Source organism: Syntrophaceae bacterium (genome assembly GCA_013177795.1).
Taxonomy (GTDB): Bacteria; Desulfobacterota; Syntrophia; order Syntrophales; family UBA2192; genus UBA2192.
The window spans coordinates 890606-913781 of the sequence record JABLXY010000001.1 but is presented as its reverse complement, the minus strand read 5'-3'; the positions used below and the strand labels follow the sequence as shown (position 1 = coordinate 913781).

General features: G+C 65.9%; 21 protein-coding genes and 1 tRNA gene. 3 read left to right on the top strand and 19 right to left on the bottom strand.

The window, feature by feature from the left end:
- Positions 1-64: 64 nt before the first annotated feature.
- Together HPY67_04265 and HPY67_04260 are read right to left on the bottom strand one after the other, a co-directional pair.
- Complete coding sequence (locus HPY67_04265; GenBank protein NPV03929.1) at positions 65-220, bottom strand: hypothetical protein; 156 nt, start codon at positions 218-220, stop codon at positions 65-67.
- Positions 221-314: 94 nt separating this feature from the next.
- Positions 315-890 carry a flavodoxin family protein gene (locus HPY67_04260; GenBank protein NPV03928.1) on the bottom strand — a complete coding sequence of 192 codons (576 nt, stop codon included), beginning with the start codon at positions 888-890 and terminating at the stop codon, positions 315-317.
- A 380-nt stretch (positions 891-1270) separates the two neighbouring features.
- Here HPY67_04260 and pal point away from each other — a divergent pair, with 380 nt between their 5' ends.
- Positions 1271-2407, top strand: coding sequence for a peptidoglycan-associated lipoprotein Pal (pal, locus tag HPY67_04255; protein NPV03927.1), 1137 nt, complete (start codon positions 1271-1273; stop codon positions 2405-2407).
- Between the two features lie 181 nt (positions 2408-2588).
- Here pal and HPY67_04250 read toward each other — a convergent pair whose 3' ends face one another.
- Positions 2589-4238: an alpha-D-glucose phosphate-specific phosphoglucomutase gene (locus tag HPY67_04250; GenBank protein ID NPV03926.1), complete on the bottom strand. Its 1650-nt coding sequence runs from the start codon at positions 4236-4238 to the stop codon at positions 2589-2591.
- A gap of 170 nt (positions 4239-4408) precedes the next feature.
- Between HPY67_04250 and HPY67_04245 the strand changes: the two genes are divergently transcribed.
- The gene (locus HPY67_04245; protein NPV03925.1) at positions 4409-5200 is read left to right on the top strand and encodes an IclR family transcriptional regulator; all 792 of its coding nucleotides are present in this window, start codon (positions 4409-4411) and stop codon (positions 5198-5200) included.
- Positions 5201-5264: 64 nt separating this feature from the next.
- Here the strand turns inward: HPY67_04245 and HPY67_04240 are convergent.
- Positions 5265-5340: transfer RNA gene (locus tag HPY67_04240), tRNA-Glu, on the bottom strand.
- A 116-nt stretch (positions 5341-5456) separates the two neighbouring features.
- Positions 5457-7526, bottom strand: coding sequence for a DEAD/DEAH box helicase (locus tag HPY67_04235; protein ID NPV03924.1), 2070 nt, complete (start codon positions 7524-7526; stop codon positions 5457-5459).
- A gap of 215 nt (positions 7527-7741) precedes the next feature.
- On the opposite strand from HPY67_04235, the gene HPY67_04230 reads away from it, so the two are divergent.
- Positions 7742-8632, top strand: a complete 891-nt coding sequence (locus HPY67_04230) for a hypothetical protein (GenBank protein ID NPV03923.1) — start codon at positions 7742-7744, stop codon at positions 8630-8632.
- A gap of 140 nt (positions 8633-8772) precedes the next feature.
- Here HPY67_04230 and gspE read toward each other — a convergent pair whose 3' ends face one another.
- The 14 genes from gspE to gspF form a co-directional block, all read right to left on the bottom strand.
- Complete coding sequence (gene gspE, locus HPY67_04225; protein ID NPV03922.1) at positions 8773-10548, bottom strand: type II secretion system ATPase GspE; 1776 nt, start codon at positions 10546-10548, stop codon at positions 8773-8775.
- Between the two features lie 20 nt (positions 10549-10568).
- On the bottom strand, positions 10569-12824 hold the full coding sequence (gene gspD, locus HPY67_04220; protein ID NPV03921.1) for a type II secretion system secretin GspD: 2256 nt from the start codon (positions 12822-12824) through the stop codon (positions 10569-10571).
- Between the two features lie 13 nt (positions 12825-12837).
- Positions 12838-13530: a tetratricopeptide repeat protein gene (locus HPY67_04215; GenBank protein NPV03920.1), complete on the bottom strand. Its 693-nt coding sequence runs from the start codon at positions 13528-13530 to the stop codon at positions 12838-12840.
- 101 nt (positions 13531-13631) lie between these two features.
- Positions 13632-14498, bottom strand: a complete 867-nt coding sequence (locus HPY67_04210; protein ID NPV03919.1) for an AAA family ATPase — start codon at positions 14496-14498, stop codon at positions 13632-13634.
- 69 nt (positions 14499-14567) lie between these two features.
- Positions 14568-15425: a PDZ domain-containing protein gene (locus tag HPY67_04205; protein ID NPV03918.1), complete on the bottom strand. Its 858-nt coding sequence runs from the start codon at positions 15423-15425 to the stop codon at positions 14568-14570.
- Between the two features lie 28 nt (positions 15426-15453).
- Positions 15454-16284, bottom strand: a complete 831-nt coding sequence (gene gspN, locus HPY67_04200; GenBank protein NPV03917.1) for a type II secretion system protein GspN — start codon at positions 16282-16284, stop codon at positions 15454-15456.
- 12 nt (positions 16285-16296) lie between these two features.
- A complete protein-coding gene (locus HPY67_04195) occupies positions 16297-16875 on the bottom strand; it encodes a hypothetical protein (protein ID NPV03916.1) in 579 nt (192 codons plus the stop codon).
- Positions 16872-18416 carry a pilus assembly protein PilM gene (pilM, locus tag HPY67_04190; GenBank protein NPV03915.1) on the bottom strand — a complete coding sequence of 515 codons (1545 nt, stop codon included), beginning with the start codon at positions 18414-18416 and terminating at the stop codon, positions 16872-16874. Before pilM ends, HPY67_04195 begins: the two co-directional genes overlap by 4 nt.
- Positions 18416-19387, bottom strand: a complete 972-nt coding sequence (gene gspK, locus HPY67_04185) for a type II secretion system minor pseudopilin GspK (protein NPV03914.1) — start codon at positions 19385-19387, stop codon at positions 18416-18418. The genes pilM and gspK overlap by 1 nt, the downstream gene beginning before the upstream one ends.
- A 4-nt stretch (positions 19388-19391) precedes the next feature.
- The gene (locus HPY67_04180) at positions 19392-20114 is read right to left on the bottom strand and encodes a type II secretion system protein (protein ID NPV03913.1); all 723 of its coding nucleotides are present in this window, start codon (positions 20112-20114) and stop codon (positions 19392-19394) included.
- A gap of 28 nt (positions 20115-20142) precedes the next feature.
- Entirely contained in the window at positions 20143-20502 is a 360-nt protein-coding gene (locus HPY67_04175) for a hypothetical protein (GenBank protein NPV03912.1), read from the bottom strand.
- A gap of 204 nt (positions 20503-20706) precedes the next feature.
- Entirely contained in the window at positions 20707-21237 is a 531-nt protein-coding gene (locus HPY67_04170; GenBank protein NPV03911.1) for a prepilin-type N-terminal cleavage/methylation domain-containing protein, read from the bottom strand.
- Between the two features lie 144 nt (positions 21238-21381).
- Complete coding sequence (gspG, locus tag HPY67_04165; protein NPV03910.1) at positions 21382-21852, bottom strand: type II secretion system major pseudopilin GspG; 471 nt, start codon at positions 21850-21852, stop codon at positions 21382-21384.
- A gap of 26 nt (positions 21853-21878) precedes the next feature.
- A complete protein-coding gene (gspF, locus tag HPY67_04160; GenBank protein ID NPV03909.1) occupies positions 21879-23105 on the bottom strand; it encodes a type II secretion system inner membrane protein GspF in 1227 nt (408 codons plus the stop codon).
- Between the last annotated feature and the right edge of the window lie 71 nt (positions 23106-23176).

Sequence of the window (23176 nt, the reverse complement as noted above, 5' to 3'; positions counted from 1 at the left end):
CCTTTCCTGCCCGGACCGAACGGTTCGGGGATCACGCACCTGTCATGCTGCAGCGATTCCGCGCCTAGGGTCCCCCCGACGTGGGCGGGGGCCTGTGACCGGGCGCCACGTCCGTGGGCTCGTAGCGCAGAGGGTGCTTGCCGTCCGTGATGGCGCAGGCGCTCAGGAACATGAGCAGGGCGATGACCGTCATCAGCAGTGAAGCCATTTTCTTCAGCATGGCGTGATCTCCTCGGGGTATGGGCCTAACCGATATATGCATAAACACTTGCGTGCGCGAAGGCAAGGCCGCAAAGAACGTTTTGCCGGAGGGCTCAGGCGCGGACCTTCTTGAGCAGCCAGGCCAGGTTCTGCCCCAGGGTCTTCATGGTCTGCATGCCCTCGGCGTCATTCAGGACCTCGCCGGGATCGCGCCCCACGCCGAAAGCCCAGTAACTGGATCCGGGGTTGATGATCTGCTGGTAGAAAAAGAAGAGGTTGAGCGAGTTGAAGGCATGGATGGCCCCGCCGCGCCGCACGGCGACGACGCCCGCCCCCACCTTCCGCTTGAACATGTAGTCGTTGGCACGGGCGACGTAGCCGGCGCGCTCGATGAGGGCCCGCGTCGCCGCCGAGACATCGGCAAAGTAGGTTGGGGAACCCAGGAGGATCCCGTCGGCCTCGATCATCTTTTCGATGCACTCGTTCACGATGTCCTTCGTCACGGCGCAGCGCTTGTCCTTGTTCTTCATGCACTTGTAGCAGGCGATGCAGCCCTGGATCTTTTTGCCCGCCAGCTGGTACAGCTCCGTCCCGATGCCCTCCTTCCGGATTTCGTCGAGGACCGCGTTGAGCAGGATGGCCGTGTTGCCGTCCTTCCGTGCGCTGCCGTTGAATGCGATCACCTTCATGCTTGTCTGCCTCCTTCGTTGGGATACGGTCCATCAAACGCTGCGCTATCTTGACAGAGATAGGCAGGAATATCCAGAAAATACACCTTTTCCGAGCGATTCCATTTTTTTTGCCCCGTGCCAATTTTAATCGTTGAATTTCCCGCGATTTTTTTATATAGTTCCCAGAAATCAAGGGGGGAGAGCGAGGGATCCACTCTCCAAGGGATGTTTCAAAAATCCTTTTCTCGTTGCGGCTTGTCGAGTTCATAGGCCGATGCAATTCTACAACTCCTCGTGAGCCATCTGAATCGAACCTGCTCCTGCGTCACCCGGCTCGACAATTCCGTCTCATCACCACAGAAACACAAGAGGCAATTCATCCACAAGGAGGGTATCGTATGGTCAAACACTTGATCAAGTTGCTCGTTGTCGTACTGAGTCTGGCCCTGCTGGGCGGCTGCGCCACGGTGATCCAGCCCATCCCGGCCCAGGACCTCAACCCGAAAATCAAATCCGGCGCGCTGGTCCAGAAGACCGACAACTTCCAGGTCATCATGGACACCTCGGCGTCCATGGAAGAACCGTACGAGTGGAAGCATTTCGCCTACACCAGCCCAATGAAGACCAACAAGATCGAGTACCAGCAGCATCTCGTGCGGCTCTTCAACGACACGATTCCCAACCTGAAGCTCACCGCCGGCCTGCGCGATTTCGCGGGACAGCGCTGGCTGACCCGTCCCTTTGACACGAAGCTCTGGTTCGGGATGGCCCCCTATGTGAGGGAGGAGTTCGGCAAGGCCATCTTCGCTGTCAACACGGCGGGCGTGGAGAGCCCCCTGCATCTGGCCCTCGATGCCGCCACGCTGGACCTGAAGCCCCTGGCGGGCAAGTCGGCCGTCATCATCTTCAGCGACGGGCTCGAGATGCCGAAGGCCCCGGCCTCGGCGCAGGCCATGAAGGCGGCCCTGCAGGACCGGGTCTGCATCTACGCCGTCCTGATCGGCAAGGACCCCACGGGCGAGGGCAAGGAACTGCTGGACAAGGTCGTGAAGGCCGGTCAGTGCGGTTTCATGGTAACGGGTGCCCAGGTTGAATCGGCGGCCGGCATGGCCGACTTTGTCGAGAAGATCTTCCTCGGGCCCGCTCCTGCGGCCGCGGCCCCGGCCGCCCCCGCGGCTGCCCTGCCGCCGGGCGTCGTTGCGCAGCTCGACAACATCTACTTCGACTTCGACAAATACAACGTAAAGCCCGAGTTCAAGGCGGTCGTGAAGAAGAATGCCGATTATCTCAAGGCGAACCAGGCCGTCAACGTCCGGATCGAGGGCAACTGTGACGAGCGCGGCACCAACGAGTACAACATGGCCCTGGGGCAGAGAAGGGCCGACGCGGCCGCCAAGGCGCTGAAGGCCGAGGGTATTGATGCCAAGAGGATCAAGACCATCAGCAACGGCGAGGAGAAACCCGTGTGCACCGAGTCCAACGAGGCCTGCTGGGCCAAGAACCGCAATGCCATGTTCTTCGTAATGCAGCCGTAAACTGAGCCCGAAGGCCGGAGGCGCGGAGCCGAAGGCCGAGGCTTCCGAAAAAAAAGAGGCCCCTGAGTCGGGGGCCTCTTTTTTTCAATCCCCCGTTTCCCTCTTTAGAAAAGGGATTGAGGGGCGTTCATTTCCTTGCTGCTTGCTGCTTGTTGCAGGAGCCTGTATTGCCGCCTGTTGCCTACACGCCGGCTTTCCGGAATACCTCGGCAATCATCGCCTTCGCCTCCTCCTGAATCCGGGCGAGGTGCGCCCGGTCCCGGAAGCTCTCCGTGTAGATCTTGTAGATGTTCTCCGTCCCCGAGGGCCGCGCCGCGAACCACCCGCTGCGGGTGACGACCTTCAGGCCTCCGATGGGCATGCCGTTTCCGGGCGCCTCGGTGAATCTCGCCACGATGGGCTCCCCGGCCAGCTCCGGCGTGCCGATCTGTGCGGGAGAGAGCTTCTCCAGCAGCGCCTTCTGTTCGGGCGTGGCCGCCACATCCATCCGCTCGTAGAGAGGGCTTCCGAGTCGCTCCGCAATCGCCGCGTAGTGCTCCCCCGGGTCGCGGCCCGTCCTTGCCGTGATCTCGGCCGCCAGGAGGCCCATGACGAGCCCGTCCTTGTCCGTCGTCCAGACGGTGCCGTCCATCCGCAGGAAGGAAGCCCCGGCACTCTCCTCGCCGCCGAACGCGCAGGAGCCGCGGAGCAGACCCTCGACAAACCACTTGAACCCCACGGGGACCTCGCAGAGCTTCCGTCCCAGGTCGGCGGCCACCCGGTCGATGAGGCTGCTCGAGACGAGCGTTTTGCCGACGACGGCTTCGGGCCGCCAGCCGGGCCGGTTCCGGAACAGGTAATCGATGGCCACGGCGAGGTAATGGTTGGGGTTCATGAGCCCCGCGCTGCGCGTCACGATGCCGTGACGGTCGCCGTCGGGGTCGTTGCCGAAGGCGATGTCGTAGCGGTCCTTGAGCGCGATGAGGCGCGCCATCGCATACGGGGAAGAGCAATCCATGCGGATCTTCCCGTCCCTGTCGACGGTCATGAAGCCGAACGTCGGGTCCACGTCGCGGTTGACCACGTCCAGCCGGATGCCGTGACGTTCGGCAACGGGGTCCCAGAAGGGCAGGGAGGAACCGCCCATGGGGTCGACGGCCACCCGGATCCCCGCGGAGCGGATGAGACCCATGTCGATGACGTTGGGCAGGTCGTTCACGTAGGGGGCGATGTAGTCGTGCTCGTGCGTCGTTGCGGCCCTGAGGGCCCTTGCGAATGCCGTTCGCTTCACACCCCGCAGCGCGGCCGCGAGATAGTCGTTCGCCCGGTTTTCGATCCAGCGCGTCGTCTCGACGTCGGCGGGCCCGCCCTCGGGGGGGTTGTATTTGAAGCCGCCGTCCTCGGGCGGGTTGTGGGAGGGCGTGATGACGATCCCGTCGGCGAGCCCCGACGTCCTGCCCCGGTTGTACGTCAGGATCGCGTGCGAGATGACCGGCGTGGGCGTGTACCCGCGGCCGGCCTGCACCATCACGTCGACGCCGTTTGCGGCGAAGACCTCGAGGGCCGTCGCGAAGCAAGGCTCCGACAGGGCGTGCGTGTCCATGCCCACGAAGAGGGGCCCGGCGCCCTGCTGGGCGCGGTAGTCGCAGATGGCCTGGGTTGTGGCCAGGATGTGGTCTTCGTTGAAACTCCGGTTCAGGGAGGAGCCGCGGTGCCCCGAGGTGCCGAAGACGACCCGCTCGCCGGCGCTCCGCGGGTCCGGGTGCTCCGTGTAGTAGGCCGTCACCAGCCGGGGGATGTTGGCAAGCAGGGATCTGGGGGCCGGCTTTCCGGCCAGTTCGTGAAGGGCCATCGGGTTCCTCCGGTTTTCGATTCGACTCCTTCATATCATACGTTCCCGGTGATGACGAGTCCATCATGGCACCCCCGCGGGCGCGGTCCATGCCATATCACGCTTGACAGGCCGGGGCGAGTGAAGGTATTTCACCATGCAGGATCATCCTCCACGGTACGGAACCGACCATGGCGCAACCCAAGCGAGTGAACTCCCTGATTCGCGGGCTCGAGATCCTGGAGACGTTCACGCCGGGCGATCCCCGCCTTACCCTCCAGGAGCTGGCTGCGAGGACCGGCCTGCCCAAGACAACGGTGCACCGGTTTCTCAAGACCCTGCTGGCGATGAATTACGTGACGCTCGATCCCCGCACCCGGGTCTATTCCCTGGCCCCGAGGGTCATGGCGCTCGGCTTTTCCGTCCTGTCCGGGATGGACCTGCGCCAGATCGCCTACCCCTTCATGGAGGCCCTTTCCCGCCAGACGGACCAGAATGTCAACCTCGCCGTCCTGGACCGAACGGAGATGCTCTACATCGAGCGGATCACCGTCCGGCGGATTATCAACACCAACCTGTACGTGGGGAGCCGCGTGAACTGCTACCTGACGGCCATGGGGAGGGCGCTGATCGCGTTTCTCTCCCGCGAGCGCTACGACCGGCTCCTGCAGGAACTGCTCAAGGACAGGGAGGCGGTCCGGCACATCGGCCGGCACGGCGAAAAACTCCATGCCATTCTCGAGGATGTCCGGCTCAAGGGGTACGCGTCCAACGACGGGGAGTGGGTCCCCGGGCTTCGGGCCATCGGGGTGCCCATCTTCAACGGCCGGGGCGAGGTGGAGGCCTCCCTGAATATGTCCTTCATCAGCCAGATGGTCGGGTTCGACGAGATGATCGAGAAATACGTCGAGCCTCTGATGACGACGGCCGGCAAGATATCGGCCGCGCTCGGCTTCGACGGGCACCTGCGCCGCCCGGCTTGAGAAGCCCCGCGCAGGCACGAAAAACGCGAAAAGGGGATCACCGCTGCGGCGATCCCCTTTTTTCTGGCGTCCCCACGGGGAGTCGAACCCCGGTCGTCGGCGTGAAAGGCCGATGTCCTAGGCCTCTAGACGATGGGGACGCATCTGTGCAGGGTAAAAAGAGGGCCGGAACGATCCGGCCCGGTTTCCCATCGGAAGGCGTCTATATAGCCCTGCATCAGCGGGAATGTCAAGCGGCAATATTGAGGCATCCCGGCTAGAAGACGACCGGTTCCCGCATCAGCGCCTCCCGTGCCTTCCAAGCCAGCTCCGCCACGTCGGGGTGGGTGTCCCTTAGGGAGGCGATCTGCCGCAGGTTGTCGGCCGTCCGGGAGACGAGCATGGCCATGTCCCCGTCGGCGAAGCCGTAGCGCTCGACAATCCGGTCCCAGTCGCGGCCACGGGCCCAGTCGTAGATCACGGCCGCCGTCCAGAGGGGAAGGGGGTTGAGCCCGAACCCCGCGGCATCGAGCCTCTCCATCATCGGGAAGACCGTGTCGATCACGCGGTCGTAGGCGGCCACGAGCCTCCGGGGGAGCTCCTTGCGCTTGACGGTGATCTCCTGCCCCCGGTCGTAGACGAAGGGCGCGATCACGGCGGCCAGCAGCGCCGCGTCGTCGCGGGGCAGTGCGCCCCGCCGCAGGCACTCGGCGATCAGCACGGGGTGGTCGAGCCGCAGCTGCGCAGCCCAGATGCCGTCGGCCGTGAGGCGGTCGTCGGCGCCCACGAAGCCCTCGGCCTTCAGGAAGTCGAGGTGCCGCTGGAACGCGCGCCAGAGCCGGGAGGCGGCGCTCTTTCGGCCTTCCCTGCGGTGCTCGTCCTGTTGGAAGGCCGCCAGCGAGTTCTCGAAAATGTGCCGCACGTTCTCCAGGCTCTGGGACAGCAGCAGGTTGAGCACCATGGAGAAGTCGTTCCGGAGCCGGCTCACGATGTCCTCGGCGCGCGTGAAGACGAGACGGCGCACGTGCTCGAGGTCCATGAACCGCCCGGGGACGATCAGCAGGAAGCCGATGTTGTCCTGGCCCCGGCGCCCGGCCCTTCCCGTCATCTGGTGAAAGCCCGTGGCGTCGAGCGGCACGCATTCGTGCCCGTTGTAGGTGTCCGAGTTGAACAGGACGATGGTCCGGGCCGGGAAGTTCACGCCCGCCGCCACGGTGGAGGTGGCGAAGATCGCATCGAGGTACCCCCGCTTCATCAGGGTCTCCACGAGGAATTTCCACGGCGGCAGCTGGCCGCCGTGATGCGCGGCGACACGGCAGTGCCGCAGCTGCTCGAGCTGCTTGTGCTGGGCGAGGCGCGGGGTGCGGTCGATCTGCTCCCGGAGGGCTTCCTCGAAGCCTTCGTCCGGCAGGGTCGAGGCGGCGCGGCAGCTCTTCAGGGCGGCGTCACACTCGGCGCGGGACTGCAGGAAGAAGATGGCCGGCAGGAGGTTGAAGTGCCGCAGCACCCGGATGATCTCGCCGTAGGGCGGGACCCCGCGGCCGCCGCGCTTCTGTTTTCCCCGTTCCCGGACGAACTGCTCGACGCGGCCGTAAAACCGGCGCTTGTTGAGAAAGGGCATGAGACGCCCCGACGGGTGCAAGAACAGCGGGTACAGGGGCACGGGCCGGCGCCTCTCCTCGACGACGACGCAGGGTTTGCCGCGCAGGCCCTCGAGCCAGGCGGCGATCTGCCGGCCGTTCTCGATCGTGGCGGAGAGCAGCAGGAGATTGACCCGCGAGGGCAGGTAGATCATGATTTCCTCCCAGACCACGCCGCGCTCCTCGTCGCCGAGGTAGTGGGCCTCGTCGAGGATCACGAGGTCGAAGGGCAGATCGCGGCCCTCGTGCATCGCGTCGTAGAGCTGGTTGCGCAGGATCTCCGTGGTGCCCACGATCACGGGGGCGTCGGTGTTCTCCTTCGTGTCTCCCGTGAGGATGCCCACGTTCATGCTCTCGAACCGGTCGCCGAACTCCACCCACTTGGCATTCGACAGGGCCTTCAGGGGCGAGGCGTACCAGCACCGTTTCCCTTCGCGCAGCATGTCCTGGATGGCCTGCTCGGCGATCCAGGTCTTGCCGGATCCCGTCGGGGCCATGACGAGGCAGTCCGCGCGGCGGATGGCCTCGAGGGCCTCGAGCTGAAAGGCGTCCGGCCTGAAGGGGGCCTCGTCGGGCTTTCCGATCCGGGCGAGCACATCGTTGAGGACGGGCTCGGCCTCGAACGTGTGCCACGCCGGGCGTTCCGCGCGCGGTTTTCCGCTTCGGCGCCGTCTCGGGCGGTGGCTGCGGGTGCGGCTTCCATGCATGGCGGGGATGAAGTCCTCGGGGTGACGGTTTCGATGCCTGCTTGTAGCACAATTCGGAGGCTGCGTAAAGGAACGGGACGCAAATTTCCGTTGACGGCCCCGCCGGTTGTCGGTCATGATGATTGCCAAAGAGCCCGTCGGGCCCGAGCGAACCGCCTCGGACCCATCGTCCATCCGTCCACGATCATCCAAATCGCCTGCCCAAGGAGGAAGCCATGAAAAAGCATCTCGCAGTTCTGATGGCCTGCCTTGCGACGACGTGGGGTTGCGCGTCCGTCGTCTACGTGTCGCAGCAAACGGGGAAGGGGCAATTGATGTCGGCCACGGATGAGGTCCCGCTGCAGCCGTCGGCCCTGTTCGTGACCGCCCATGACGACTCGATGCCCGACGTTTCCCGCGACGGCCGGTGGGTGGCCTTCAAGCGCGTCGTCGGGGGGGTCGACCGAATCATCGTCCGGCAGGTCGGCGACGCCGCCGGCACGACGGAGCGAGACATCGCGCAGGGAACCCGGCCGCGGTGGTCTCCCTCGGGAAGCTGGGTTCTTTTCCGCAACCAGGGGAAGCTCTACCAGGTGAGAGCCGACGGGACGTCGCTCATGCAGCTCACCACACCCCCGGCGAATGTCACCGACGACTACGGGCATGACTACTTCAACGCCACCACCGTCGTGTTCGGCCGCGGCACCGGGACGGGCGCGGGCCAGTTCGTGGGGCTCCATCTCGTGGACATCGCCTCGGCGGCGGTCACGGGCCCGGTCCTCGGCTGCAGCCAGCCCGTCGTCTCTCACGACGGCAGCCGGATGGCCTGCGAGGTCAAGTACCACTTCGGGTGGGGGACCATGCACTACATCCAGCTCTACACGGTCCCGTCGCTGCAGGCCGCGGGCAGCTTTTCGTTCATGTACGGACCGAGCCCGACGACCGTTCAGAACGCAGGCGGCTTCGCCTTTTCGGCCGATGACGAGCGCCTCCTCTTCTCGGGCGTCCCGCCGGGGGAGACGAAGCGGGAGATCTACTCGATCCGCCTCGACGGGTCGGGGCTCACGCGGCTGACCACAAACGCCTGGGACGACGTATCACCGGATGGGTACAAGCCGGCCTGGTAGGCAAATAAAGGCAAAGGGCGAAAGGCAAAGGCAAAGGCAAAGGGCGAAGATCGTGACCCTTCACGATAATGGAAACCCCCGGGCCGGGTCACGGCGCCGGGAGTTGCTTTTGCCGGATACCGGGGATCGGGCGCGATGCGTCAGATCGACTCGTCCTCGATCACGATGTTGGCGCTCCGGTTGAGGACCCGCGTCACGCGGAGAACCTCCTCGATCGTCGTGATGCCCTCGAGGACCTTGCGGGCCCCGTCCTGCACCAGGGTCGACATGCCGCCGCGGACGGCCTCGTCGTTGATCTGGTTGGCGTCCGAGGTCTTGAGAATGAGCTTCTTGATCCCCTCGTCCATGATCATGATCTCGAAGATGCCCGTCCGGCCGCGGTATCCCGTGTTCATGCAGGCGTTGCAGCCCCTGCGGCGGTAAATCGGCCGGCCGTCGAGGGCGCTCCGCGGGATCCCCGCGTCGACGAGGGAATCCGCATCGGGCGTGTAGGCCTCCTTGCAGCGCGGGCACAGCACGCGCACGAGCCGCTGCGCCACGATGGCGATGACCGACGAGGCCACCAGGAAGGGCTCGATGCCCATGTCGATGAGGCGCGTGACGGCGCTGGCTGCGTCGTTGGTGTGCAGCGTCGAGAAGACGAGATGGCCCGTCAGGGACGATTGGATGGCGATCTCCGCCGTCTCGCGGTCGCGGATCTCGCCCACGAGGATGACGTCGGGGTCCTGGCGCACGATGGAGCGCAGGCCCGTGGCGAAGGTCAGGTCGATCTTGGGGTTGACCTGGATCTGCCCGATCCCCTCGATCTGGTACTCGATGGGGTCCTCGATGGTGATGATGTTGATCTCGGGGCTGTTGATCTTCGAGAGCGCCGCGTAGAGCGTCGTCGTCTTGCCGCTGCCCGTGGGGCCCGTGACCAGGACGATCCCGTAGGGCGACTTGATCAGCCGGTCGAACTGCCGGATCTTCGCGTCGTCGAGGCCCAGGTCCGCGAGCGTCAGGATCGCCTGGGACTTGTCCAGGAGCCGCAGCACCACGCGCTCGCCGAAGGCCGTGGGGATGACGGAGACGCGGATGTCCACGTTCTTGTCGCCGATCTTCACCTCGATGCGCCCGTCCTGCGGGAGGCGTTTTTCGGCGATGTTGAGCTTGGCCATGATCTTGATGCGCGACACGAGCGGCGACTGGATCCGCCGCGGCAGGTTCAGCAGGTTGTAGAGCATGCCGTCGATCCGGTAGCGGATCTTCAGCGAGGCGGCGTAGGGCTCGATGTGGATGTCGCTTGCGCGGTCCTTGATGGCCTGGGCCAGCACGAGGTTGACGAGCTTGATGATGGGCGCGTCGCTCGTGTCGTCGAGCAGGTCGGCCGTCTCCTCGATCTCCGAGATGATGCTGTCGGCCGAGTCCCCGTTCATGATCTCGATGAACTCCTGCGCCGAGTCGCGGCCCAGGTCGTAGGCGGTGCCGATGGCCGAGAGGATCGTCCCCTCGGAGGCGAGCACCACCTCGGCGTCGCTCCGCCCGAGCAGCCGCATCAGGTCGTCGACGGCCTGGAAGTTGGCGGGGTCGTTCACCGCGATCAGGAAGGCATCGGGCGTCTCCACGGGGACCATCTTGTGCCTCTTGAGGTACTGGATGGGGACCTTCCGGGTGAACTCCACGCTCATGTGGTCCGTCGGGATCTCCGGGACCAGGGGGATGCCGAACCGCAGGCTCATCTCCCGGAGCTGGCCGGCCTCGTCGGCCGCCTTCTTGTGCGTGTAGATCTCGCCGATGGTCTTGCGCCGGGCCTCGGAGCCCTCGGGCACCGGGGCGAAGGCCTCGTCGAGAAGCTCGACGATGGGCTTGCCGTCGGTGTGGATCAGGCCCGGGATCTCGGTGTGCCGTGGGTCTCGCTTGTTCTCGTTCGCTTCCATCCTCTGCACCGCCGGCCCGCTCACGGGATCTTGCTGCCCGATGTGCCGGGCGTCTGCGGGCCGTAACGCTTGATCACCCCGCCCTCGAAGGTTTCGATATCCTCGCGCTTGCTCTGCCGGATCGCATCGGCCTCGGCCACGGTCTCGATGACGTGGGGCGTGATGAAGATGTAGAGGTTCGTCTTCTCCCGCCTCTGTCCCTTGGACTTGAAGAGCCAGCCGAGCAGGGGGATGTCGCCGAGCAGCGGCACCTGGTAATTGCTCGACGTGGAGCTGTCGCCCATGAGGCCGCCGATGACGATCGTCTGCCTGTCCTTGACCATGATGGTGGTCTTGGCCGTGCGCTTGAGCGTCGTGGGCAGCCCCACCGTGGATTCCTCCTGGACGAGGGTGGAGACCTCCTGGTTGAGCTTGAGGCGCACGAACCGCTCCGTGTTGATGGAGGGGGTGATGGTCAGGATGACGCCCACGTCGCGGTACTCGTAGGTCGTGAAGTCCAGATTGGTTGCCGAGCGCTCGGCCCGCGTGATGTAGGGGATGTTCTTGCCGACGCTGATCATCGCCTCCTCGTTGTCGCTCGTGAGCAGCTGGGGGTTCGAGAGGATGTGCACCTGCGAGTCCTGCTGCACGGCGTTGATGACGGCGCCGATGTTCGGGAAGGTGACCCCGCCGATGGTGATCCCCGCGCCGATGACGCCCAGCGAGAAACCGCCGGGGAAGGCCGGCTGGGTCGACGTGCCCGGGAAGAGCTGGTAGGCGCCGCCCTGCCCGCTGCCGCCGGAGCCTGCGATGGCGGCGGCCCGCCCCGTGTCGAAGCCGCTGACCGCGCCGAGGTCCTTGACGGCGCGCCACTCGACCCCGAGCTGGAAGTTCTTGTTCACGTCCACTTCCATGATCAGGGCCTCGATGTAGACCATGGACCTGCGCACGTCCACCTTGCGGATGACCTCCTCGAGGATGCGCCAGTCCTCCTTGTTGGCCGTGATGATGAGCGTGTTGGTCGCCTTGTCGGAAACGATCTGGACGTCGCTGGAGAGCATGGACGTCCGGCTCCGGAGCCCCGGAATCACCGGCTGGGCCGGCTGGCCCGGCGCCGCCGGGGCGGCCGGCCGGGCGTCCCTGGACGACAGGTTCGTGAGGACCTTGGCCAGGTCCTCCGAGTTGGCGTACTGCAGGCGGTAGACGTGCATCTTCGACTCGCCCTGCGGGATGTCCCGGTCCAGGATGTTCACGAAGTCGCGGACCCGCGCGGCGAAGACCTCGGAGGCGAGCACGATGAGGCTGTTGGTGCGCTCGTCGGCGATGATCCGCATCGTCGTCGTGGCCTGCGGCCGGCGGGCCGCCTGGTCGAGCTGGAAGATCGAGTTGAGCGACGCGGCCGTGTCGGCTGCCACGGCGTGGCGAAGCGGGATGATGTGGATCTGCTCGCCCACGCCCGCCACGTCCAGCGCCGAGATGATCTTCAGCAGCCTCTTGATGTTGGACTGCACGTCGGTGATGACGAGCGTCTGCGTGGGCGGGTAGGACAACACGACGCTCGCCTTCGAGACCAGCGGGTCCAGGATCTTCTTCATGTCGTCGGGGCTGGCGTAACTCAGGGGGACGATCTGGGTGACCACGCGGTCGTTGGGGCCGATCCCCTCGGCGCGAAGCCGGGTCGCGACGCTCTTCTCCTTCGCCTGCTGGCTGGGGACGATCTTGATCACGTCGCCCGCGGGCACCGTGGTCAGGCCGTGGATCTCGAGGACCGATTCGAAGACCCTGTAGGCCTCCTCGGTGGAGATCTTCTGCGGCGAGAAGACGCTGACCTTCCCCTTCACCGTCTCGTCGACGACGAAGTTCTTCCCCGTCAGCTCGCTCATGAACTTGATGAAGGCGAGGATGTCGACGTTGTCGAAATCGATGGTGACGTGCTTCCCGAGCTTCCCGTTCGCGGGGCCGGGCTTCCCGGGCGAGGACTTCCCGGCGCCGTTGTCGGCCGTGTCGTCGGAGACGGTCTTCCAGGCCGGCGACGCCGCGGCCCTTTTCGGGGGCGCCTTGTAGGCCGTCTTCCTCGCCGGGGCCTTCCTCTTAGGGGCCGGGGCCGGAGCATCGTCCGCGTCGGAGGCCTTCTGCAGGGCGGCGCCCTCCTTCACCGGTTCCGTCGACGTGGTGGAGACGGGCTGGGCGCTGCCGGCCAGTCGGGCGGCCGAAACCGTTCCCTGGAAGGCGAGGAGCAGGGCCAGGGCCGCTAGGGCCGCGGTGAGGGAAACCTGTTTTGCGGAAAGGGTCGCCATGCGCATTCACCCTCTAGTTGACGATTTTGTCGTATTCCGGCCGGGAGCGCAGGGGTTCCAGGTCCGGGTCGCTCTTTGCCCAGCCCTTGAGCTCCCGGTTCATCCACAGGGCCACCCTGAGATGCCACAGGCTCTTCGGGACATCCCCCTGGCGGCTGTAGAGGCAGGCGAGGTTGTAGTACGGGTCGGCCCAGTCGCCCCTGGCGTCGATGAGACGGGTGAAGAGGTCGATGGCCTCTCCGTCCCGCCCCTGGGACATGCAGATCACCCCGAGATTGTTCAGGGCGCTGAGGTTCTTCGGGTCCGCCTCGACGGCCCGGCGGTACAGCGCCTCGGCCTCCGTCAGGATGCCGGACTGCTGGAGCCTGAGCCCCGCCTGGAAGAGGATCTCGCTCTCGAGGGACGGGCTGCCCGGCGCGAGCCTCTCGGGCTGGCGGCCGGCCAGGTCGACCTTGCCGCGGTGGGCCGCGGAGGCGGCGATCAGGCGGCCCTCCCCGCTCCCGGGGCTTTCCTGGCCGAGGTAGACGATCAGCGAGAAGGCCGTCGAGGCCAGGAGCACAAGCGAGGCGAGGCAGATGCCGGCGATCAGGCGCTTCTTTCCCCGCACCCCGCCCCGGGGCCGGGCCAGGATGATATCCCGGTAGGGCTCATACTTCGCGTCGCTCGACCTCTGTGCCCGCTTCAGCGCAGACGTGATGGTGCTCATGGCTCCTCAACAGCGTTTCCGGTGTTGCGTGCTCCGTTTGAAAAACAGGTAAAAAGGCCTATTTGCACGGAAAATCTAACACTTGAAACGTAAAACGGTTCTCAGGCAAACAGCCCCTTTCTTCGTCTTGCAAAAAAAGTTCCCTTTTTCGTGTCGCTCGACCTCAGGTCCTGGATGGCCCGCTTGACGACCTTGCGGTCGATCTCGTGCCGGTTGCCGGCATAGGCGATCAGCAGGGCCCTGTCGCAGAGGATGTTGATCCGCCGCGGGTTTCCCTTGCTGTAGTCGCAGATCTTCCCGAAGGCGTCGTCGGCGAATCGGACGGTTCCCCCCCCGTCCCCCGCCACGGTGAGGCGGTGCCCGACGTAGTCGGGGACGTCGTCCTTCGACAGCTCCTCGAGATGATACCGCACGGCGATCCGTTCGTTCAACTGCCGCAGCGAAGGCTGTTCCAGCAAATCCCTCAATTCCGGCTGCCCGACGAGGACGATCTGCAGCAGTTTCTCCGTTTCCGTCTCCAGGTTGGAGAGCATGCGGATCTGCTCCAGGACGTTCCGGGAGAGGTTCTGGGCCTCGTCGATGAGCACGACGGCGTTCTTGCCGGCCCGGTGGTTCTCCAGCAAAAATGCGTTGAGGGCGTCGATGAAGCGCCGCTTCGTCCGTTCCATCCCCGTCAGGGGAACCCCGAACTCCTGGTTGATCACTTCCAGGAGCTCCATGTCCGAGAGGTACGAGTTGAAGATGAGCGCCGTCTCCACGGAACGGTCCATCCGGGAGAGAAGCGCCCGGGACAGGGTGGTCTTTCCCGTCCCGATCCCGCCCGTGATGACGATGAACCCCTTTCTTTCCTTGATCCCGTAGATCAGGTGGTTGAGGGCCTCCCGATGCTGTCGGCTCAGGAAGAGATACTTCGGGTCGGGCGTGAGGCTGAAGGGGTTCTCCCTCAGCTTGAAATGGGAACTGTACATGCCCCTCGAAATTCCTCTGTCTTCCTTATTACAAGCGCCGGCAAATTGCCACAGCCAATTTGCGCCCCGTCACTGCACCGTGTGGTTCAGGACGACCTGGCGGCCTGCGCGGCTGACCTTGACGGAGAGGTTCAACCCCGGCTTGAGGTCCCGGTACATGGCCAGCAGGTCCGCCACGCCGGTGACCGCCTTGCCGTTGACCTCCTGGATCAGGTCCCCGTTGACGAGGCCTACGCTCTCGAAGATGCTGCCGGGCTGGATCTCGCTGATCACGACCCCGTCGGGCTTGCCCGACGAGCCCGCCGTGACGTGCGGCGTCACGCGGGCCTGCGTCAGGAGGCTCGCCAGGTCGGGCGGCGAGCCGGGCGGCGCCTGCGGGGGGCGGGCCTGCGGCCTCGCCGCGGCTCCCGGCGCCGGGCCCGGCGGCGCGGCCGCGGGCAGGCGGTTCGATCCCCGGGCGACGGTCTCCTTCTTCTTCAGGACCTGGTCGTTCTCCCCCACGCGCAGGACGACGGCGTTCCGCAGGATCTTCACGATGGTGGCCCCGGCGACCCTGTCGCCGACCTTGTAGAGGCGCTGCTTCTTCTTGTCCCTCTCCTCGATGATCGCGTATCCCCGCCCGTCCTCGCCGGCGATGGTGCCGTACAGGTCGAGCGGCAGCGACGTGGCCTCGAGCATGCCGGGGTCCATTGCGTCCGCCACGATGGGCCGGTCCGCCGTGCGGAAGAGGTTTCGCTCGACGATCACGGCGTAGGCCTCGACGGGGTCCCTGCTCACGTCGGCGGTCTGCGTTGCGGCCGCGGGCTGTTTCGCGGGCTCGGGGGCCGGCGCGCTGAGCTCGAGGATCAGGTAGGCGATGTCGACGACCAGGTACAGCATGACGGCGATCGCCGCGAGGACGAGGATCGTGTTGCGCCTGTTCTTCATGAAGCCGGGCATTTCCATTGCTTGCGCCTCAAAGAGGGGTCACCACGGGGCTCGCCACCGTGCCGCTCACCTCGACGGCGAACCGCTCCGGTCCGACTGCCGGGATCGTCACGTCGCCCCGCAGGGCAATGCGGCTTGCCGGGAGATCCCCCGCGATGCGGATGCTTCCCCGGAAGTCCCCCTCGAGCTGGTCCCCGGTCACGCGGAGGCGGTTCACCTTGACGACACCGCTTCCCAGGTCCATGTCGCCTTCCATCTTCGCCACGGTCATCTCCTGCAGGCCGAACAGGGGCGCCTTGAAGGCGATCTGCCCGTCGGTCAGAACGATCTCGAGCCGGCCCGCCCCGTCGGGCCAGCGCTCGGGCAGCCCCTCGAAGCGCAGCCGGCCTTCCACCCGGCCGCGGAGCGAGCGCCCCAGCAGTTCGGCAAGCCAGGGGCAGCCGGCGGCGTCGATCCCGGAGAACTGCAAATCCGCCTGCACGGGCCCGCTTGCCGAGAACCGGTTCCGCACGGCGATGTCCCCGTCGATCCGGCCGCCCATGGCCGACGCCTCGACGCGGAAGGCCAGGCGTCCCGCCGCGAGCGCGGTGAGCGCCGGCCGGGCCGTCAGCCTGTCCGCCCGCACTTCGGGCCCCCTGCCGTCCTTCGGCCGGACGGAGAGCCCCGTCAGCGCGAGGCCGACGGGGAACGCCCACTCGGCCGCGTCGAGCCTCACCTGCATCCCCGCCTTGTTCTTCGACAGGGCCGACAGCACGAGCAGCCGCAGCGTGTCGGGGGGCATCTTCACCCAGGCGATCACGAGGAGCGCCGCCACGGCAAAGGCCGCGTATCCCGCGTATGTCCGGAAGGCCCCCTTCATCGCCGTCCCGTCTCACGCCCCCTGTCTCGCCGGGGCGGGGGCAGGCCGGGGCGCCGCAGCCGGCTGGTACGTGGCGAGCTGGACCGCGGCGGTGAGGTATTCGGGACTCTCGGGGCTCTTGCTGACGGCGAGCTTGCGGACCCGCACGGCGTCTCGCGGCGAGTCCACCTTGTGCAGGAACTGCACGAGCTGCCGCAGCGTGACCCTCTCGAGGTTCACGTCGGCCAGCACCTCCTCGTAGGCCCCGGCGCTCGCCCCCCGCGAGGGGTTGATGGCCCTGACGTTGGAGCGCACGCCCGCCTCCCGCGCCTTGCGGTCCACGAACCCGTTGAGGGTGAACCCGGGCGGCCTTGCGGCCAGCGCCCGCTGGATGACGTCCATGTCCCGCTTGATGAGCCGGTAGTCGGCGAGCTGGGCGTGCATCTCGGCGAGGAGCTTCTCCTGGGCCTCGAGCGCCTTGGCCACGCGTGTCCGTTCCTCCCAGAACGGCAGGATGACGAACTGGACGAGGAGGACCGCGGCGGCGACCCCCGCCCCGCCCAGGACGATGAGCCGCTCCCGCGCCCCCAGCTTGTCCCAGTACTTTCTCATGGTTTCCTCGCCATCGCGGCCCTCAGCTCGAGCTCCACCCGGCCGCCCTGCCTGGTTCCGGCGACGTTGACGGTGACGCCGGCATAGCGCCCCGTGGCCTCGAGCGCCTTTCGGATCGACTCGGCGGCCTCCGGGGTGGAGGCCTCGGCCCGGATCTCGATTCGGTCGCCGTCGAGAACCAGGGACGTGAGGAGCAGCTCGGCGGTCTCGGGGACCTTCTCCGAGAGGTCCTTCAGCACGAGCAGGGCGGCATCGCCCGGGGCCGCGCCGCGTGTGGCGGCGGCCAGGCGCTTGGCGTCGTCGATCTTGGCACGGAACTGCCGGGCCGGGTCGACGACGCGCTGCACGTCCGGGAAGTTCTGCTGCACCAGGGCCGCCGCCTCGGCCTTGAGCTGATCGAGCCGGGCCTTGTCCGCGTAGTGGGACAGGGTGAGATCAGCGCCCGCCAGCAGGAGAATAAGCGCGGCAACGGCGCCCGCCCACTTGAGGTCGATGCCCAGGTCGAGCTTGAAGGACACGGGCCTGCGGCGGCCGTTGCCCTGCCGGAAGTCGAAGCCCGGGCCCTTCGACACGGGCCGCAGGGCCAGGGCGAGGGCGCCGTTCATGATCATCGAGTCCCAGCCCGCGTCACTGCCGCCCACGGGCTTGATGCCGGCCAGCTGGGTCACGTTGACGCGCTCCACGGGGACTGCGAGGGCGCGCGAGAGGTCCTCGGCGAGCTTTCGGTACAGGGCCCCGCCGCCGGTCAGCCAGACCGTGTCAGGCTCCTCGCGGACGATGCCGGCCATGCGCAGGGAGCCGATCGTGTTCTTCAGCGAGGCGAAGAATTTCCCGCATGCCTCGGTGATCTCCTCCTCGGCCGGCCCCGTCTCGCCCCGCCGCTTGCGGGCCTCGGCGTCGCTGAAGGGGATCCCCAGGGCCCCCGAGAGGGCGCGGGTGATGTGATCGCCGCCGAAGGGGAAGGAACGGACCTGCAGGATCCGGCCGTCCCTGAACAGGACACCCGCCGTCTCCGAGGCGCCGACATCCAGGAGCAGGTGCAGGGATTCGGCCGGTGCGGCCGTCATCAGCCGAGCCGCAACGGGAACCGCGTCGATGTCGATCGTCTCCGCGTCGAAGCCGTAATCGGACAGCAGCGAGATGCGCTCCTCCACGTCGGCCTTGGGGATGACCGCGGCGAAGAGCTCGGACCCCTGCTCCTGCCTGAGGACGGCGAAATCGATCAGCACGCTCTCCACGGGATGCGGGATCTGCCCGTCGAGTTCGAAGGGCAGGGTCTGGCCGATCTTCTTCCGGTCCTTGAAGGGGAGCTTGACGTTGCGGAAGGAGAAGTGCTTCGCGGCGAGCGCCGTGTGACAGGACGGCACGGCGAGGATCGGGATCTCCTGGAGGCGGCGCAGGGCTTCCCGCAGCCCGCCCGGCCCGGCGATGTCGACCTTTTCCCAGGCCGCGATGCGCATGCCGCCCCTCAGGCCCGCCTCGAGGAGGACGGCCTTCAGGCTGCTCGTGCCGACGTCGAGCCCAAGGATGTATTTCGCCATCAGCCCAGCCTCCAGGCGACAATGGAGAGTTTCCTGTCGCCGTCGCGTTTCACGAAGCCCCGGATGGTGCGCTTCATCGTCCCCAGGTGCCCCGTCGCGGCGAGATGGAAGTATTCGCTCCGGGTGACGAGGGGCACGGCGTCGATGGACACGTTGCTCAGTCCCGCCACCCTCCGGTACCACGAGGGGTCCGTGAGCGCGTTTGCGGGGTTTCTCCGGTAGTCATCCATCCGGTTGGCCGCGTCCTCGGTGATGGCCGGTGAAAGGGCGCGCAGCACTTCCTTCGGGGCCGTGTTGATGTTGACGCTTCCCTCCCCGTAGACGGTGAGGAAACGGGCCAGCCCGGGCCTCTCCCGGGTCCCGTGGAAGAGCTCCCGCGTGACCCCCCGGACGAGGAGCAGCTCGTCGATGGATTCCATGGGACCGTTGCGGACGGTGACGGATTTCCCAAGGCCTTGATAATATGCATTTTCTGCACCATTTCCCGTCACGACCGAATCCGCGTCGATCCAGTCCTTGACGGCGCACAGGATGTCCTCCACCTCCTGGGCCTGCAGCTTGAACTCCGGCTGGGACAGGAGCCGCGTGAGCACCCCCTTCACGGCGGCATTGAACTCGTTGCCCTGGACGAGCCTGTTGATGTTGATCTTGCCGGACTCGTCCTCGATGACGAGCTCGAGGTGGCCCCCGTCGAAGTAGTCCCTCGATTGCTCCCGGATGGCCTCCGTGCGGGCCCAGGCCTCGTTGAGCGTGTCGGCGTCGCCCCGGTCCTCGGACAGCAGCCCCATCCCCGCAAAGACCCCGGACTTGGCGATGTAGAGGACCCGGATCCCGTCGCCGAGGTTGGCCGCCTCGTGCACCTGCGCCCGCGAGGAGACGTTGATCTGCAGGGTGAGCGCCACGATGACGCTCACCGCGAGCAGGACCAGGATGAGGGCGATTCCCCTCTCGTTGCGCAAATGCCGAGACATCATATCACATCCTGGCGGAGCCGGGCAGAAGCAATCGCGTCCTGAATTTGTACGGCCGGGCCGCGTCGTCGGGGTTGATGAAGTCGAGCTCGATCAGGACGGCCGACGGGATGCTGTTGCGCTGGGCCTCCGACCCGGACCGGCTGTCCCACAGGGTGTACTCGCGGCCGCTGCCGTCGTAGAAGCGAAGGTTGACGAACTGCAGCCGCCTGCACAGCAGGTGGCCTTCGCCCCCCTCCCGGCCCTGTCCCTGCCGCAGGACGTCGCGGCGGACGATGGAGAACCCGCCCGACTCGGGGTCGCTTTCGAGCTCGTAGCTGATCTGGGCCACGGCCATGGAGTCGCCGGGCCCGCTGAAGTCCAGGTGGGCCCGGGACAGGAACGACACGCCCTTCAACGGGAGCCTTCCGGCGGAGTCCTTGATCGTCGAGAACTCGTAGGCGTCCTTGTCCTTGCAGGCCGACTGCAGGTCCAGCACCATGCGCTCCAGGGTGATGCGGGCCATGGAGTAGATCTCGTCCCCGTACTCGAGGCTCTTCACGATGCGCATCGTGGAGAGGTAGGAGACATAGATCGTCGAGAGCACGACGGCGAGGATGGCGATGGCCACGAGGATCTCGACGAGGGTGAAGCCGCCTTCTCTTCCCCCTTTCATGAAGGGGGACACGGGGGTGGTCGGTACCCTGCAACTCGATTCCTTTCTTCCCTGCAGCCTTCTCGCTCTCATACGCCGCGCTTCTTCGCGTCCGATCCTCCTAACTTCCCGTTTTCAACGTGGTCGGCCGGTACAGGATGACCTTGTAGGGCCGCTTCGGGTAGTAGTCGTGCACGACGGTGACCTCGATCTTCCGCAGCAGGCTCGACCCCGGAAGCTGGGGCTGGGTGATGCTCACCGTCCAGGTGTAGTCGGGGAAATCGTCGCCGAATGTGCCGGACGTCTGTCCGATGGGGAGGTCCTGCCGGCCCTCGACTTCCGCCATGCGGCTCTGCGCCAGCAGCGCGAGCGTCGTCATGGCCCGCGATTCGTTGGCCATGGCGATGCTCTGCGAATGGGAGTGGAACACCGTCACGAGCACCGTGGCCAGGATGGCCATGGCGATCATCACTTCGAGCAACGTGAAACCGCGTTGCAAAGAAGCTTGCGGCGTGCAGCGTGCGCCGCTTCGGTTAACAAAAAGCGTCGAGGGGCGAGGGTAGAGGGTAGAGGGTTCTCGCTCTTCCACCTGATACCTGTCACCTGAAACCTGACACCTGTTGTTTCGCGCTCTTTTCACCGGTCACCCGCCGCGATTGATGCATCACAAGCACGCTACAGCGTTCTATTTGGACTTCTGCCACACGTCCACGTAGGAATCCCTCACATCGAAGGTGCTCAGGAAGGGCTGGAGGATCAGGGTCATGGCGCGCTCGTCGTCGGTCAGGTGGATCGCAGCGGGCTGGACGTAGCCCTGGCGGAAGAAGCGGATGACAACCTCCCCCTGGTTCTTCTTTCCCTCGTCGGTGATTGCGACGTCCGCGATCCGCACGCCGGGCGGCAGCGTCCGGGCCAGGTTCCTGCGGGCCGTCCGGACCTCCGCCGTCATGTCGTCCCGGGTGTTCCAGACCGCGCGCCGGTCCAGGTCCAGGTGCAGGAAGTGATCAACCTGCTGGCGGACGGCTTCGGCCCTGAGTTCCCGCGCCGCGCCGGCGAGGTTCCGCACGGCCGAGCGCATCCGGTCGCCCGTCACGGTGTCCTGCACCCGGGGGACGGCCAGCAGCAGGATCACGCCGACGAGCACGATCACGACAACGATCTCGATGAGGGTGTAGCCCCTCTCGTAGAGAGGCCGCGGCGGCGACGATCGTTTCATGCGCTCTCGATGGGATTCCGTCAAATCGCTCTGCCATGGGAAGTTATGAAGTTGAGAAGTTGGGAAGCTCGGAGAGGCAGGGACGGAATGCCGTTCAGCTTCTCCAAACTTCAAAACTTCCTAGCTTCGCAACTTCCGCGTTCGTCAGTCCTGCGACCAGTTCGTGATGTCCTTGTTCTTGCCCTCGCCGCCGGGCTGCCCGTCGGCGCCGTAGGAGGTCAGGTCGAACTCGCCCTGCGTGCCGGGGCACAGGTAGACGAAGTCGTTCCCCCAGGGGTCCTTGGGGACCTTGCCCTTCTCGAGGTAGCCCCCCTCGCGCCAGTTCCGGGGCACGGGCGGGATCGTGGGCGCTTCCACGAGGGCCCGGAGCCCCTGCTCGGTCGTCGGGTAAAACCCGTTGTCGAGCCGGTAGAGTTTCAGTGCCGTCTCGATCCCCTCGATCATGATCCGGGCCTTGGCCTGGCGCGCCTCGTCGGGACGGCCCATGATCCGGGGTATGATCAGCCCGGCCAGGATGCCGAGGATGACGATGACGACCATCAGCTCGATCAGGGTGAACCCGCGGCCGCCGCGCCGTGTCCGGTTTCTCGGGGAAATAGGCTGTTCGTTTCGCATGTCCGCACCTTTCCGTCCGGCGGCAGTCACCGGACGAGCTGGTTCATTTCGAAGATGGGCAGAAGGATCGACACCACGATGAAGCCGACGATGAGGCCCATGACGAGGATCATGACCGGCTCGAGCAGGGAGGTGAGCATCGTGATGCTCGACTCCACCTCCTTCTCGTAGGCATCGGCGATCCGGTAGAGCATGGGCTCCAGGTTGCCGCTCTGCTCGCCCACGGAGATCATCTCGACGGCGATCGCCGGGAAGAGGCCGCTGCGGGCCAGCGGCGCCGAGAGGCTCTGCCCCTCCCGCACGTCGTTGCCGGCCCGGCGGACGGCGTCGCCGATCAGCGAGTTGCCCACGACGTTCCGGACGATCTCGAGGGATGCCAGAAGCGGCACCCCGCTCTCGAGCAGCGTCCCGAGCGTGCGGCTGAACCGCGCCACGGCCATCTTGCGGTTCATCGGGCCGATGACGGGAAGCCGCAGCAGGATGCGGTCCCGCAGGGCCCGGCCTTTGTCGGTCTTCGACAGAAAATAGTGCAGCGAGACGGCGCCGGCCGCGACCCCCGCCGCGATGATCCACCAGAAGGTCTCCAGGAAGCGGCTCACGCCGATGAGGATGATCGTGATGAGCGGCAGCGTCTGGTGCATCTCGTCGAAGATCCGCGTCACGTTGGGCACGACGAAGGTGACCAGGAAGAACAGAACCACGCTGCCGACGAGGAACATGAACAGGGGGTAGGCCAGGGCCGCCCGGACGCGACCCTTGAGAGCCTGCTGCTTTTCGCTGAAGTCCGCGAGACGCTCGAGCACGAGGTGCAGCGTGCCCGAGGCCTCCCCCGCCCGGACCATGTTCAGGTAGAACGCCGGGAAGACCTCGGGGTAATGGGTCAGGGTCTGCGAAAAGCTGCTCCCCTCGTTGACCTCCTCCTTGATCTGGGCAAGGATCTTCTTCATGTGAGGGTGCGAGGTCTGCGAGATCAGGGTCGTCAGCGACTGGACGAGCGGCAGCCCGGCCCCCAGGAGGGTCGCCAGCTGCCGGGTCATGACCGTCACCTCCCGCGACCCCGCTTTTCCGAACAATCCGCCGGCAACCCGCTGCAGGGGGCTCTCCTTCTTTTTCCCCGACGATTCCTGGAGCTCGATGAGATAGATGTTGCTCTCGCGCAGCTTCTGCCTGGCCGCACCGCTGCTCTGCGCGTCGATGATCCCCCGGAGTTTCTTGCCCTTCTCGTTGAGGGCGGTGTATTCGAACACGGGCATAGACAGGCTAACCTGCAAACATTTTGCCAAATTCCATAATAAAATCCGTTTATCACAGGACCACGGGGATT